This is a genomic window from Saccharothrix sp. HUAS TT1 (assembly GCF_040744945.1).
Classification (GTDB): domain Bacteria; phylum Actinomycetota; class Actinomycetes; order Mycobacteriales; family Pseudonocardiaceae; genus Actinosynnema.
Genome location: NZ_CP160453.1, coordinates 3,734,993 through 3,749,097, shown reverse-complemented (window position 1 = coordinate 3,749,097; position 14,105 = coordinate 3,734,993). Strand labels below are relative to the sequence as shown.

Here is a 14,105-nt window from a genome sequence, read left to right as displayed (position 1 = left end):
CGCCCATCCTCGCCTACTGGTCCTTGGTCACCGCCGTGCGGGCCAGCGCCAGCACCGCCGTGAACGGCGGGAACCAGTGCCGCGAGTGCGACGGCGGGTTCGCCCAGCGCAGCGACCCGTACCTGGTCATCGTCGGCGGCAGGGCGATGCGCTGCGGCGAGCGGACGAACTGGACCTCGGCGGGCGCCTTCAGGTGCGTGGGCAGCAGGGCGACCAGCTCGGCGAGGAAGATCCAGTGCTCCCGCGGGCCCGGGATGACGGTGACCGGGCCGGCGAGCATCCTGGCCTTGAGGTCGGCCAGGACCCGCGAGCCGATCCGGGCGGGCATGGCCAGGGCGGTGGTGGCGGGGCCCAGCGGCAGGAAGACGCCCTGCTCGGTGACGGACACCTTCCAGCCGAGCAGCCGGTAGCCCGCGATCGCCTCACCGAGTGCCTGCTGGTGCGCGCGGTCGCGTGGCCCGTACCGCGGGCCGTTGTCTGCGGTGGTGGCGGCGGTGATGCTCATCGGTGGAGGTCCCTCCCCGGTCGGGTGGAGCGGGCGGCGTGCGCGGGCCGCGGGGTCGTCCCGGCACTGGCACACCACGAGCGTCCGTCGGACGACCGCGTTCCACCACACCGTTATCGGGTCGGATCCATGCACGCGCCGGATGGCCCCCATCCGGCACGCCCCGTCACGAGGCCGCCGAAGTGCGGCCCACCCCGTCTTATGCACGAAATGCATGGACTCCTGATCACATGTCTATAGACTGGTGACCACGCTCAGTGACGGGAGCGAGCCATGGATCGGAAAGCTCGTGGAGCAGCCAGTACCAGGCGCGCATGCCCGTCGTGCGGGGCGTTGATCGCCGCCGACAACACCGACCGGCTCTGCCAGCGTTGTCGCCGCAACGCTCGGACCGAGCTCTACGGACCACCCGAGGTCCCCGCGGACTTCTGGGACCACGAGGCGATGGCCGCCGCGTTCACCGACCGGAACATGGGCGCCCTCCTCGCCGCCTACCGGCACCACCCCCAGCACGTCAGCCGCGTCACCCAAGACCGCATGGCGTCCTGGCTGGGCATCTCCCAGGCGCAGCTGTCGCGGTACGAGACCGGTGAGAACCCGATCGACCGGATCGACCGCCTGCGCCACTTCGCGCGGGCGCTCGGCGTCCCGGCCGACCGGCTGTGGTTCGACCGCGTCGGAATCCCAAGCCAGGCGGGCGCCGATCGCGGCGCCTCGCCCGATGTGCTCGCCGCGGCGTGGGACGCGTCGAGCATTGCCAGATCGGTCGAGGAGACGGCGAGGAACGACTTGGCGATCAGCAGACGAGCGGCGCTCACCGGAGCCGCCGCGGTGGCGATGGGTCCCGCACTGGTCGAACCGCTCCAGCGGTGGCTCCACCCCTTGCAGCCCCTGTCCAGGTGGTCGTCCAGCGCGGCGATCAGCGAGGAGGAGTTGGCGGCGCTGCAGCGCGTCGCCGACGGGCTGCGCGGGTGGGGCGGGCGAGGCGGGTACGGGCTGGCCCGCAAGGCGGTGCTCGGGCAGTTGGAGGAACTGGCCGAGCGGTTGTCGCGGGCGCCGGCGGGGCCGACCACGGAACGGGCCTTCTTCATCGGGGCCGAGCTGTCCAAGGTCGCGGCGAGCATGTCGTGGGACGCGGGGATGCACGACGCCGCGCAGCGGTACTACGTGCTCGGCGTGCGCATGGCGAAAGCCGGGCGCAACGACCCGTTCGCGGCCCTGTGCCTGGCCGCGATGGCCAGGCAGATGTTCGACCTCGGGCGACCCGAGGACGGGTTGGAGCTGGTCCAGCTCGGCCAGTACGGCACCAGGCGCACCGCGACGCCGACGTTGCAGGCGTTGCTGCTGACCCGGGAGGCGTGGGCGTACGCGCAGATGGGTCGGGTGCGGGAGTTCCACCGGGCGGTCGGGCAGGCGCAGGACAGCTTCGCCCAGCGGCGGCCCGGCTCGGACCCGTGGTGGCTGGACACGTTCGACGAGGCGGAGCTGGAAGGCGTCATCGGGGCCCGGATGCGGGACCTGGCCGGGCACGACCCGAAGCAGGCGCCGCTGGCCGAGCAGCACATCAGGCGGGCGCTGGACCTGCGCGACCCGGCCAGGGTCCGCAACCGGGCGTTCGACGTCATCGGGTTGGCCCGCACGAAGATGGTCGCGGGCGAGCCCGAGGAGGCGTGCGGGCTGATCCAGCAGGTGCTGCCGACGGCGGCCGGGCTGGCGTCCGGGCGGGTGGTGCGCAAGTTGCAGGACTTCGCCCAGGAGGCGGAGCGGCACCGCGACCTCGCGGTCGTGCGCGACACCCGTGAGGCGATCCGCGGGGTGCGGACGGCCTAGTGATGCGGGTGGGGATCACCGGGCACAGCAATCTGGCGCCCGACTGCGTCGACGACGTGCGCGAAGCCATCCGCACGGCGTTGGAGGCCGAGGCGGCGGGCGGGTCATCCCTGGTCGGGGTGACCTGCCTGGCGCCCGGCGCGGACCAGCTGTTCGCCGGGGTGGTGCTGGAGCTGGGCGGCCGGGTCGAGGTGGTGCTGCCCGCGATGGACTACCGGGAGAAGCTGAAACCGGAGAAGCGGGCCGCCTACGACGAGCTGCTGGCCCGCGCGCACGTCGTCAGCGTGCTGCCCAACGAGCTGTCCGGTCGGCACGCCTACGTGATGGCGAACGAGCGGATGCTCGCGTCGGTGGAGCTGCTGATCGCGGTGTGGGACGGGCAGCCGCCGGACGGTCGCGGCGGCACGGCGGACGTCGTGGAGACGGCGCGCGCGTCGGGCGTGCCGGTGGTGGTCGTCTGGCCGGGAGGAGCGCGGAGGGCGTAACGCGGACCGGGGTCGTCCGCGTTGGCCGGCAGACTGCGGCCCATGCTGGAGACCTCGGCCCGTCTGCTCAAGCTGCTGTCGCTGCTGCAGGTGCGCCGCGACTGGACCGGCGCGGACCTCGCGCGCCGGCTCGGCGTGGACGTGCGGACCGTGCGGCGGGACGTGGACAAGCTGCGCACCCTCGGCTACCCGGTCAACGCCGAGCCGGGCGTGGCGGGCGGCTACCGGCTGGGCGCGGGCGCCGAGCTGCCGCCGCTGCTGCTGGACGACGACGAGGCCGTGGCGGTCGCGGTCGGGTTGCGCACGGCGGCGAACGGCACCGTCACCGGCATCGAGGAGACGTCGGTGCGCGCCCTGGCCAAGCTGGAGCAGGTGCTGCCCGCCCGGCTGCGGCGGCGGGTGAACGCGCTGCAGGCGCACACCGTGGCGCTGCCCACGCGCGCGACGCAGGTGGACTCCGGCACGCTGACCACGATCGCGGTCGCGTGCCGGGACGGCCAGCGGCTGCGGTTCCCCTACGCCGGGCGGGACGGCGGCACCCGGCGGCACGTCGAACCGCTCGGCCTGGCCCACACCGGGCGGCGCTGGTACCTGGTGGCGTGGGACGTGGACAAGGAGGACTGGCGGACGTTCCGGGTCGACCGGATCGAGGAGGAGCCGACGCTCGGCGCCCGCTTCCCGCCGCGCGAGCCGCCCGCCGAGGACCTGGCGGCGTACGTGTCGCGGCAGCTGTCCGTGGCGCCGTACCAGCACGAGGCCCGGCTGGTCATGCACGCGCCGTACGACGTGGTCGCGGCCCGCACCTCGGCCACCTCGGCGCACCTGGAGCGGATCGACGACGAGCGCACGCTGCTGACCGTCGGCACGCCGTCGCTGGAGGACGTCGGGCTGTGGATCGCGATGATCGGCGTCGACTTCGAGGTGCAGGGCCCGGAGGAGCTGAAGCAGCACCTCCGGGCCACGGCGCGGCGGCTGCTCCGGGCGGCCGGCGACGATCAGCCGCGGGAGCAGGCCAACCGGTAGGCGGCGGCGCCGATCAGCTCCAGGGAGATCTGCAGGCGGTCCGGGCTGACGTTCTGCGCGATCGTGTCCTCGGGCGTGTGGTAGAGCGGTTCCAGCTCGTGCGGGCCGCCCTCGCCGCGCCAGCTGAAGTTCGCCGCCGCGATCCCGCGCTCGTGGAACGGCACGTGGTCGCTGCTGCCGCGCGGCACCGGGCCGTGCACCTGAGCGCCGTACCCCAGCCGGGTGGCGGCGGCGGCGACCTCGGCGGTGGTGGGGTTGTCGCCGCCGTCCACCGAGAGCAGCCAGTAGGCGGTCGCCGGGCCGTGGCTGGTGGCGACCATGTCGTTCTGGAACACGCCCGCGATGCGCGCGGCGTCCGCGTCGGCCAGCTGGCTCACGTAGTGGCGCGAGCCGAGCAGGCCCTGCTCCTCCGAACCCCACAGCACGAACCGCAGCGCCCGGTGCGTCGGCAGGTGGCGCAGCACGCGGGCCAGCTCCAGGGTCAGCACGGTGCCGCTGCCGTCGTCGTTCGCGCCGGGCGAGCCGGGCACGCTGTCGTAGTGCGCGGTCACCATGACCACGCCCTCGTCCCGGCCGGGGAACGTCGCGGGCCGGTCGGCGATGACGTTGTACGAGGTCAGGCCGGGGTGGTGGGTGGTGGAGACCGACACCGACACCGGACCGGCCGCCCGCAGCCGCTCCACGTGCACCTGCGCGACGCCCAGCACCGGCACCGCGACGTTCTCGGTCAACGTCGGCGAGAACGCGCCCGTCTTGCCCGCCGGCGGCGTCGACACCCGCCCCACCAGCACCGCCGCCGCGCCCGCCCGCACCGCGTCCAGCACCGCCGTCGACCCGGTCGGCAGGTTCACCAGCAGCGCGACCTTCCCGGTCAGGTCCCCGGGCGGCGACGCGCCGTTGCCGAGGTCGACCACCGGGCCGCCGGCCGTGACGCCGAGGGCGCCGAAGCGGGACGCGGCCGCGTTCCAGGTGTCCCCGCCGACGGTCAGCGTCGACAGGTACTTGTCCGGCACCGCGAACGGCTGGAGCGTCACCCGGTAGCGCAGGTCGCGCAGCACGGACGCCAGGTAGTCGCGGGCCCGGTGCTCGGACTCCGTGCCGCCGATCCGCTGCCCGATCCGCTCGCTGAGCACCCGCAGGTGCTCCATCGCCCGGCGCGACCGCACCCGGCCGACCACCGGGAAGTCGCCGAGGAACAGGTCCGGCCGGTCGGACGCGCCGGGCCGCTGCGCCCGCGCCGCCGGGTTCAGGCCGAGCGTCACCGCCCCGGCCACCGCCGCGGCGCCGGTCAGGAGTGAACGTCTGCGCATGTCGGGCCCCCCAAGCTCGTCGATCACCCGAACTTAGGCAGGGTCCCGGGGCGGGGCAAGGGTGCCGTCGGAGGACACCCCGCCCCCCGACGGCCCACGACGACCAGCGGGTCCGAACGCACGACTCACCCATCCCGAACGGACGACTCTCGCGCGTGTCCTACGTCCAGGACCCGAGAGTCCTACGTCCAGGACCCCCGAGTTCAACGCTCAGCGCGTGGCGGCCCGGTGCAGCTCGCGCAGCGCGCGGACGGCGGCCACGGCGTGGTCCCGGTCCACCGCCTGCACGGCCATGATCGACACGTACTCGTCGTCCGGCAGCTCCAGCCGGGCCCACGACGCGCCGTCCGGGAACGACACGTGCAGCACCTGCTGCCAGTCGAACCGGCGCACGGTCACCACGTTGCGCACCTCGACGCCCTCGGCGTCGGCCCGCACCCGCGGCCTGGCCAGCAGCAGCACGCCGCACGCCAGCAGCACCCCGAGGCAGACCATCGCGACCTGGTCGGACGTCCGGAAGATCACGCCGGTCGGCGTGTCGCCCAGCAGCAACCCCACCACGGTGAACACGACCACGAGGAACACCGCGCACGCCGCGGACACCAGGCGGATCTTCTTCGGGCGGAACTCGACGGCTTCGGCGGTCACGGCGGCCCTCACGTGCCCGCTCGCAGCCCGCGCAGCACGAGCGCCGTGCCCAGCGCCGCCACGCACGCCTCGAACCCCTTGTCCTCCACCGAGTCCGGGAACCCGGCGCGAGCCAGCGCCTGGTCCTCGTCGTCGGTGGTCAGCACGCCGTTGCCGACCGGCGTCGAGGAGTCCAGCGCGACCCTGGTCAGACCGGCGGTCACCGCGTCGCACACGTACTCGAAGTGCGGCGTGCCGCCCCGGATCACCACGCCCAGCGCCACCACGGCGTCGTGCGAGCGGGCCAGCTCCTGCGCCACCACCGGCAGCTCGACGGCGCCCGCGACCCGCACCACCGTCGGCGCCGCGACACCCGCCCCCGACGCCGCGGCCAGCGCCCGCTCGACCAGGTTGTCGGTGATCTTCGCGTGCCAGCGCGTGGCCACCACGCCCAGCGTCAGCCCCGCCGCGTCGGGGACGACGTCCTCCGGTCGCCCTTCGCCGCTCATTCCGCTCCCTCCGTGGTGGACACCACCGCGCCACCCTGGCTCAACGCCTCGTACTGCTCCAGCTGGTGCAGCTCGTGCCCCATCCGGTCCCGCTTCGTGCGCAGGTACCGCAGGTTCTCCGGGTTCGGCGAGATCGGCAGCGGCACCCGGTCCAGCACGGTCAGCCCGTACCCCTCCAGGCCGACCCGCTTGGCCGGGTTGTTGGTCAGCAGCCGCATCGACTTGATGCCCAGCGACGCCAGGATCTGCGCGCCGGTGCCGTAGTCACGCGCGTCGGCGGGCAGGCCGAGGTCCAGGTTCGCGTCCACCGTGTCCGCGCCGTGGTCCTGCAACTGGTAGGCCTGCAGCTTGTGCATCAGGCCGATGCCCCGGCCCTCGTGCCCGCGCATGTAGAGCACGACGCCGCGTCCCTGCGCCGCCACCGCCTCCAGCGCCGCGTCCAGCTGCGGGCCGCAGTCGCAGCGCAGCGAGGCGAACACGTCGCCGGTCAGGCACTCCGAGTGCACCCGGACCAGCACGTCCTCGCCGTCGCCCAGGTCGCCGTACACCATCGCGATGTGCTCGATGCCGTCCAGCTTGCTGTCGTAGCCCACCGCGGTGAACGTGCCGTGCGCGGTCGGGATGCGCGCCTCGGCGACCCGCTCCACCTGCGTCTCCACCCGCCGCCGGTAGGCGATCAGGTCGGCGATCGTGATCAGCGCCAGGTCGTGGTCGTCCGCGAAGACCTGCAGCTCGTCGCGGCGGGCCATGTCGCCCTCGTCCTTCTGCGACACGATCTCGCAGAGCACGCCCGCCGGCCCGAGCCCGGCCAGCCGCGCCAGGTCCACGGCCGCCTCGGTGTGCCCGGGACGGCGCAGCACGCCGCCGTCACGGGCGCGCAGCGGCACCACGTGACCGGGCCGGTTGAAGTCCTTGGCGGTCGCGTCCGGGTCGGCCAGCAGCCGGATCGTGTAAGCCCGGTCCGCCGCCGAGATGCCGGTGGTCACGCCCTCCCGGGCGTCCACGGTCACGGTGTACGCGGTGCCGCGCTCGTCCTGGTTCGTGTGGTACATCGGCGGCAGGTCCAGCCGCGCGCAGTCGGTCTCGGTCAGCGCCACGCACACGTACCCGGACGTGTAGCGGACCATGAACGCCAGCAGCTCCGGCGTCGCCTTCTCCGCGGCGAAGATCAGGTCGCCCTCGTTCTCGCGGTCCTCGTCGTCCACGACGACGACGGGCCTGCCCGCGGCGATGTCCGCGAGGGCCCGCTCGATCTGCGCGAAGTCCTTCACCGGGCCTCCTCCGCGCGCAGGTGCGGGAGCGCAAGGCGCTCGACGTACTTCGCCAGCACGTCCACCTCCAGGTTGACGTGGTCGCCCGGCGCGCGCCGGCCGAGGGTGGTGAGCTCCAACGTGGTCGGGATGAGGCTCACCGAGAACCGGTCCTCCGAGACCGACACCACGGTCAGCGACACGCCGTCCACGGTGATCGAGCCCTTCTCCACCACGTACCGGGCCAGGCCCGGCGGCAGTCCGATGTGGACCACTTCCCAGTGCTCGGCCCTCTCCCTGGCCAGCACCACACCGGTGCCGTCCACGTGGCCTTGCACGATGTGGCCCCCCAGGCGCTGGCCGACGGCGGCGGCGCGCTCCAGGTTGACCCGGTCGCCCTCGGCGACCTTGGCCAGGCTGCTGCGGGTCAGCGTCTCGCGCATGACGTCCGCGGTGAACGCGCCGGCGGCGACGTCCACCACGGTGAGGCACACGCCGTTGACCGATATCGAATCGCCGTGCTTCGCGTCGCTGGTCACCAGCGGACCCGCGATGGTGACGCGGGCCGCGTCCGGCAGGTCGGCGACGGCGACGACCTCACCCAACTCCTCGACGATCCCGGTGAACACGTTCCTCCTTAGCGTGCGGCGCCGGGTGGCACCACTGCGGAAACCCGCACGTCCGGCCCGCACATACTGACCTGCTCGACGACCAATCCCACCGCCTCGGTGACGGTCGACACCCCCGCGCCCAGCAGGGCGGACGGCCCGTCACCCAGGAACTTCGGCGCCAGATAAGCCAGCACCCGGTCGACGCGCCCCGCCGCGACGAACGCGCCCGCCAGCGTAGGCCCGCCTTCCAGCAGCACGTCAACCACGCCGCGCGCGGCCAGCGCGCCGAGCACCGCGTCCGGGTCGTGCGTGCGCAGGTGCATCGTCTCCGCCTCGTCGTCCAGGACCCGGGCGCCCGGCGGCAGGTCGCTCCTCCCGACGACCACCCGCAACGGCTGCCTGGCCACATCCTCCCCCGGACGCGCCGCCCGCGCGGTCAATCTCGGGTCATCGACGCGAACCGTTCCCGTGCCGGCCACGATCGCGTCCACCTTCGAGCGCAACTCGTGCACCTCGGCCCGCGACTCCTCGGAGCTGATCCACCGGCTCGTGCCGTCCCCGGCGGCCACCCGCCCGTCCAGCCCGGCCGCGTACTTCCACGTCACGTGCGGCCGCCCGGTGCGCGCGTAGTGCAGCCAGGCCCGCAACGGCCCCCGCTCGACCTCCACCGCGAGCAACCCCGACTCGACCCGGACCCCACCCGCGCGCAGCACCGAAGCCCCGCCGGCCGCCTTCGGGTTCGGGTCCGCGACCGCGTGGACGACCCGCGCCACCCCCGCGTCCACCAACGCCCGCGCGCACGGCGGCGTCCGCCCGAAGTGCGCGCACGGCTCCAACGTCACCACCGCCGTCCCACCCCGGGCCCGCTCCCCCGCGGCGGCGAGCGCGACCACCTCGGCGTGCGGCCCACCGGCCGGCCGCGTCCCGCCGACACCGACCACGGCGCCGCCGGCGTCGAGGACCACGCACCCCACCGGCGGGTTCGGGCTGGTGCTGCCGCGAACCCGTTCACCGGCCTCGATGGCCAGCGCCATCGCCTCGTCCAGGTTCACCGCGCGCGCGACGCCTGCTCGCGCAGCCGCTCCAGGGCCGCCCCGGGGTCGGCCGCGTCGTACACCGCGGACCCGGCCACGAAGCAGTCCACCCCGGCCTCCGCCGCCTGCTCGATGGTGTCCGCGTTGATGCCGCCGTCGATCTCGATGACCAGCTTGAGGTGCCCGGTGTCGACCAGTCGGCGGGCCTCGCGCACCTTGCCCAGCACATCGGCCATGAAGGACTGCCCGCCGAACCCGGGCTCCACCGACATGATCAGCAACGTGTCGTAGTGCTTCAGCACGTCCAGGCAGGACTCCAGCGACGTGCCGGGCTTCAGCGACAACCCGGCCTTCGCCCCCGCCGCGCGCAGGTCCTTCGCCAACCGCACCGGATCCCCGGCGGCCTCGGCGTGCACGGTGACGTTGTACGCGCCCGCCTCCGCGTAGCCGACGGCCCAGCGGTCCGGGTCGTCGATCATGAGGTGGCAGTCCAGCGGCAGGTCGGTGGCCTTGCGCAGCGACTTCACCACCGGCAGGCCGATGGTCAGGTTGGGCACGAAGTGCGCGTCCATGACGTCCACGTGCAGCCAGTCCGCCGACGACACGGCGGCGGCCTCGTCGGCGAGGCGGGCGAAATCGGCGGACAGGATGCTCGGGGCGATCATCGGCTGGTGGACCACGGCTGCCGAGTCTAGGCTTCCGCGATTGCCCCGACCTGGCCGGGAGTCGTATTTCACCCCGGCCCTTTCGACTACTCACGCGGGTAGTTCCCTCCGGCTGTGGCGGCCATTACGTTCGACGTCGGGGGCAGCAACTGGGGAGCACTGGGGATGAATGCCGAATTCCGCCACAAGATCGCACTGGTCACCGGCGCCTGTTCACCGCTCGGCACCGAGGTGGTCGAGTCACTGGCCAGGCAGGGAGCGATGGTCGCGGCCGTGGACAGCAACGGCGCCAGACTCGCCGACCTGGTCGAACGGCTCGACGGCCAGGGCCTGCGGATCGCCGGGCGGCAGATGGACGTGACCTCCAGCGCCGCCGTCGACGCCCTCGTCGACCAGGTGGAACGCGAGTTCGGCCCGATCGACGCCCTGGTCACCATGCCGGGCGCCCTGCGACCGGGCCCGGCCCTGTCGATCACCGACGAGGAGTGGTCGCACAGCTTCGCGGTCAACGTCGACGGCGTGTTCAACGTCTCCCGCGCCGTCGCCACCCGCATGGTCCAACGGGGCCGCGGCACCATCGTCATGGTGCCCGCCCACGTAGTGGCGGTCCCACGTTCGGGGATAGCGGCCTACGCAGCGTCACGTGCGGCGGCCGTCGCCTACACCGAGTGCCTGGCCCTGGAGGTAGCCGCTCACGGCGTCCACTGCGCCGTAGTAGCCCCCACCGACGTCAACCGCGTCACCGACGAAGTGAAATTCCTGCTGGCCGACACCACCGACCATCCCATGTCCAACGCCCTCGGCGCTTAACAACAACCCCACCACATCGGACCCGCCGCCAACCCGCAGAGGTTCGATTTGACATGGGTTCGGGTGCCATAGGCTGGACGAAGCCGGCAGGCCCGGCGGGACGCTTTACCCCGCCGGGCCTGCCGGCTTTGGCCTGCATAGGGTGCCCGTAAGGGCCCCATGTCAAATCGAACCGGACTCTCCCCCGCCCTGAACGTTGAACTCAGCACTCCCCAACGTAGGACTCTCGCGCTCCCAACGTAGGACTCTCGCGCCCTGAGCGTTGAACTCGCGCGACCTGAACGTTCGACACGCGGTACGTGAGCGTTCGACACGCGCGAACGCGGGGGGTTAGACGGAGGTTTGTTCGTGGGCGAAGCGGGCCAGTTCCACGCGTGAGCTGATGCCGAGCTTCTTGAAGATCCCCCGCAGGTGGTAGTTCACCGTGTGCGGCGACAGGTAGAGCTGCTTCGCCACCTGACGGTTCGTCATCCCCGCCCCCACCAGCCGGGCGATGTCCCGCTCCGGCTCGCTCAACCGCCTCCACTCGTCACTGCCACCACCGGCGCCGGAACCCGCGCCCACCCCGCGTAACCGGACCAGCTCCCCCTCCGCCCCCATCCGCTCGAAGATCCGCGAGGCCAACGTCGTGTGCGCCGCCGCCCGCCCCGCGTCCCCGCTCTCCGCCAGCACCACCGCCAGGTCCTCGTTCGCGTTGGCCTTCGCCCACGGGTGCCGGTGCCGCCCCGCCGCCGCCAGCAACCGCTCCGCGTCGCGGTCCAGCAGCGCCCGCGCGTGACCCGCCGCCGTCGACACCACCTCGAACCCGGGGTTGTCGGCCGCCAACCGCTCGGCCGCCCCGACGACCTCCTCCGCCAGCGCGCTGTCACCGACCGCCGACGCCTGCCGCACCAGCCACGGCGCCGCCCCCGGCTCCTCGATCAGCATCCGGCGCGCGCAGCCCAGGTCCGCCATCCGCTGCCTGGCCAGCTCGACGGCCCGCTCCGGCCCGTCCTGGGCGTGCGCCAGCAGCAGCTCCACCCAGTCGTACTGCCCGGAGTGCAGCACCGCCTCCCCGGCTGCCAGGTCCGCCCGGTACCGGCGCACGTGCTCCGCCGCCGCCGCGACCTCGCCCCGGTGCAGGGCCACCGTCGCCAGCACGGTCGACGCGAGCGGCACCAGGAGCCTCAGGCCCCGGTCGCGCGCGGCGGACAGGCCGCGCCGCGCCACCACCAGCGCCTGGGCCAGCTTCCCCTGCTGGGTCAGCACCCGCGCCCGCGCGATGGTCCGCGCGGTGGGCGCGCCGGTCGTCACCGCCTCGTCGTCGTCGCAGGTCAACGCCTCGCGCGCGGCCCGCTCGTCCTCGCACACCACCCCGCCGCGCACCAGCCGCCCGGCCTGCTCGAACTCGCCCAGCGCCGACAGCTTCAACGCGAACGACACCGCGGACTGCGACTGCCACCACGCCGTGGGCCGGTCCAGCTCCCAGCGCGTCGACTCACGCCCCCAGTACATGCCCTCGGCGAGCTTCCCGGCGTTCCACTCCAGGCACGAGTGCACCGTCGCGGCCATCACCACGTCCGCGTCACCGGGCTCGCGGTCCCGCGTCGTCAGCACCGACAACGCGTGCGCGCCCGCCCGGCTGCCGGTCGCGAAGTACAGCGACAGCACCCGCCCCGCCTCCGCCAACCGCCGCAGCGGCCCGACCACGCCCGGCGTGACCAGCACGTACTCCATCTCCGCCGCCGCGTCGGCGGGCCGCCCGTCGGCCAGCAGGATCCCGCCCAGCACCACGTGCAGCTCCGCCGCGCTCTCCGCGGGCACCCCTCGCGCCAGGCTCTCCCTGGCCAGCACGATGGCGGACCCGAGCTTCCCGCTCGCGGCCAGCGCCCGGACGCCCTGCACGGCGACGGCGCCGCGACCCTCGTCCACGTCGGGTTCCTCGCGCACCGGCCGCGCCGCCCGCTCGGCCAGCTGCGCGCGCAGCACCTTCACGTCCTGCCGCAGGGCGTGGCGCACCGAACCGGGCATCGAGTCCACGACGGCCCGCCACACCAGGTCGGAGCCGAACTCCAGCTGCTCGCCCGTGCACCCGACCAGCCCCGAGGCCAGCACCTCGTCCACGGTCAGCAGCAGCGCCGCCGTGGTCTCGTCCATCATCGCGGCCACGTCGCGCAGCAGGAACGACCGGCCGAGCACGGCCGCGACCCGCAGCACCTGGGTCGCCTTGGCCGACATCGCGTCGACCTGGCCGCGCACCACCGCGCACACCCGGCGCGGCAGCCAGCCGCCGCGCGGTCGGGCGACGCCGTCGTGGACCTCCAGCCGCCCCTCCTCCCGCAGGCCGGCGACCAGTTCGGCGACCAGCCGCGGGTTGCCGCCCGCGCCCGCCGTGAACGCCGTCAGGTCCGGGTGCGGTGTCGCGTCCACCAGGTCGGTGACCATGCGCTCGACCGCTTCGTCGTCCACCGGGGGCAGCGGCAGCACGTCGCCGCGCGAGGACAGGGCGAGCCGGACCTCGCCGCCCGCCAGGCCGCCGGACAGCGCCAGCAGCGCGGGGATCCGGCGCTCGGCCAGCCTGGGCAGCAGCGCGAGCAGGGCGGCGGGGTCCTGGTGCGCCTGGTCGACCGCGAGCAGCGGCCGGGCGCTCACATTCACCCGATCGAGAACCGCCGCCACGGCGGACGACCCCGCCAGGTGCGCGCCGGACACCACGACGACGGCGTACCCGCGCTCACGGGCGGCGGAGACGGCTTCGCGCAGCAGGGAGGTCTTGCCGGAGCACGGCGGGCCGTCGATGGCCAGCAGGCCACCGGGCGCGGACAGGAAGCGGAGAACCGAAGCCCATTCACGATCCCGGCCGTACAATTTCGACACAATCAAGACTGCTACGCATCTCGACTGGCTGTCAATTCAGCCGAGCCCCGTCAACGACCGGTGCGGTTACCGCGATCGCGGCCAACCGGACGCGACCCGATCGACCACCGCCGCCGGCGAGTCGACCAGCTCCACCCCGCTCGCGCGCAGCACGGCGAGGTGCCCCTCGAACGCCGGGTGCCCGGCCTGGTCCGCCGACACCTGCGGCAGCGCCACCAGCGGCGCGCGGCGGCCCAGCCCCTCGCACAGCACCGTCAGCGCCTGGTTGTCACCGATCCCCAGCGCCAGCTTGGCCAGCGAGTTCGCCGTGGCGGGCGCGAACACGAACGCGTCCGGCACCGGGTGCGGCTTCGGCTCCGACGGCAGCCGGGACGTCCAGCGCACCGGCAGGTCCGTGATCGCCGCCAGCTCCGGGAGCAGCGGCTCCAGCCACCGGGCGGCGGTGGGCGTCACCGTGACGGCCAACCGCCACCCCTGCCCGGCCAACGGCCGCGCGAGCCCGTCGACGAGCCACTTCTCCACCCCGCCCGCCGCCGACACGACCAACCCGAGCACCCGCCCGACGCCCGCACCACCCACGCTCACACCAC

General features: G+C 73.8%; 14 protein-coding genes. 4 read left to right on the top strand and 10 right to left on the bottom strand.

Translation table 11 applies throughout. The annotated features are described in order from the left end of the window. Positions 1-13 precede the first annotated feature (13 nt). A complete protein-coding gene (locus tag AB0F89_RS18345; RefSeq protein ID WP_367137761.1) occupies positions 14-505 on the bottom strand; it encodes a hypothetical protein in 492 nt (163 codons plus the stop codon). A 333-nt stretch (positions 506-838) separates the two neighbouring features. Here AB0F89_RS18345 and AB0F89_RS18340 point away from each other — a divergent pair, with 333 nt between their 5' ends. The 3 genes from AB0F89_RS18340 to AB0F89_RS18330 are packed head-to-tail and all read left to right on the top strand — an operon-like array spanning position 839 to position 3,843. Next, positions 839-2,335 (top strand): helix-turn-helix domain-containing protein, encoded by a 1,497-nt coding sequence (locus AB0F89_RS18340; protein ID WP_367137759.1) that lies wholly within the window; start codon positions 839-841, stop codon positions 2,333-2,335. A gap of 2 nt (positions 2,336-2,337) precedes the next feature. Beyond that, entirely contained in the window at positions 2,338-2,820 is a 483-nt protein-coding gene (locus AB0F89_RS18335) for a hypothetical protein (RefSeq protein WP_367137757.1), read from the top strand. 42 nt (positions 2,821-2,862) lie between these two features. After that, positions 2,863-3,843: a helix-turn-helix transcriptional regulator gene (locus tag AB0F89_RS18330; protein WP_367137755.1), complete on the top strand. Its 981-nt coding sequence runs from the start codon at positions 2,863-2,865 to the stop codon at positions 3,841-3,843. Here AB0F89_RS18330 and AB0F89_RS18325 read toward each other — a convergent pair. The 7 genes from AB0F89_RS18325 to rpe form a co-directional block, all read right to left on the bottom strand. Next, positions 3,816-5,153 carry a M28 family peptidase gene (locus AB0F89_RS18325; RefSeq protein ID WP_367137754.1) on the bottom strand — a complete coding sequence of 446 codons (1,338 nt, stop codon included), beginning with the start codon at positions 5,151-5,153 and terminating at the stop codon, positions 3,816-3,818. The two genes, AB0F89_RS18330 and AB0F89_RS18325, sit on opposite strands and share 28 nt — an antisense overlap. A 210-nt stretch (positions 5,154-5,363) precedes the next feature. Continuing rightward, the gene (locus AB0F89_RS18320; protein WP_367137752.1) at positions 5,364-5,801 is read right to left on the bottom strand and encodes a PH domain-containing protein; all 438 of its coding nucleotides are present in this window, start codon (positions 5,799-5,801) and stop codon (positions 5,364-5,366) included. An 8-nt stretch (positions 5,802-5,809) separates the two neighbouring features. After that, positions 5,810-6,289, bottom strand: coding sequence for a 6,7-dimethyl-8-ribityllumazine synthase (ribH, locus tag AB0F89_RS18315; protein ID WP_367137749.1), 480 nt, complete (start codon positions 6,287-6,289; stop codon positions 5,810-5,812). Next, positions 6,286-7,560, bottom strand: coding sequence for a bifunctional 3,4-dihydroxy-2-butanone-4-phosphate synthase/GTP cyclohydrolase II (locus AB0F89_RS18310; protein ID WP_367137747.1), 1,275 nt, complete (start codon positions 7,558-7,560; stop codon positions 6,286-6,288). Before AB0F89_RS18310 ends, ribH begins: the two co-directional genes overlap by 4 nt. Further along, complete coding sequence (locus AB0F89_RS18305; protein WP_367137745.1) at positions 7,557-8,168, bottom strand: riboflavin synthase; 612 nt, start codon at positions 8,166-8,168, stop codon at positions 7,557-7,559. The genes AB0F89_RS18310 and AB0F89_RS18305 overlap by 4 nt, the downstream gene beginning before the upstream one ends. A gap of 8 nt (positions 8,169-8,176) precedes the next feature. Continuing rightward, positions 8,177-9,184 (bottom strand): bifunctional diaminohydroxyphosphoribosylaminopyrimidine deaminase/5-amino-6-(5-phosphoribosylamino)uracil reductase RibD, encoded by a 1,008-nt coding sequence (gene ribD / locus AB0F89_RS18300; protein ID WP_367138916.1) that lies wholly within the window; start codon positions 9,182-9,184, stop codon positions 8,177-8,179. 14 nt (positions 9,185-9,198) lie between these two features. Beyond that, positions 9,199-9,849 (bottom strand): ribulose-phosphate 3-epimerase, encoded by a 651-nt coding sequence (gene rpe, locus AB0F89_RS18295; protein ID WP_367138914.1) that lies wholly within the window; start codon positions 9,847-9,849, stop codon positions 9,199-9,201. Between the two features lie 165 nt (positions 9,850-10,014). Here rpe and AB0F89_RS18290 point away from each other — a divergent pair, with 165 nt between their 5' ends. Beyond that, positions 10,015-10,659 carry an SDR family NAD(P)-dependent oxidoreductase gene (locus AB0F89_RS18290; RefSeq protein WP_367137743.1) on the top strand — a complete coding sequence of 215 codons (645 nt, stop codon included), beginning with the start codon at positions 10,015-10,017 and terminating at the stop codon, positions 10,657-10,659. Positions 10,660-10,989: 330 nt separating this feature from the next. Here AB0F89_RS18290 and AB0F89_RS18285 read toward each other — a convergent pair whose 3' ends face one another. Both AB0F89_RS18285 and AB0F89_RS18280 read right to left on the bottom strand, forming a co-directional pair. Then, on the bottom strand, positions 10,990-13,515 hold the full coding sequence (locus tag AB0F89_RS18285) for a LuxR C-terminal-related transcriptional regulator (RefSeq protein WP_367137741.1): 2,526 nt from the start codon (positions 13,513-13,515) through the stop codon (positions 10,990-10,992). 66 nt (positions 13,516-13,581) lie between these two features. Then, entirely contained in the window at positions 13,582-14,094 is a 513-nt protein-coding gene (locus tag AB0F89_RS18280; RefSeq protein WP_367137739.1) for a flavoprotein, read from the bottom strand. Between the last annotated feature and the right edge of the window lie 11 nt (positions 14,095-14,105).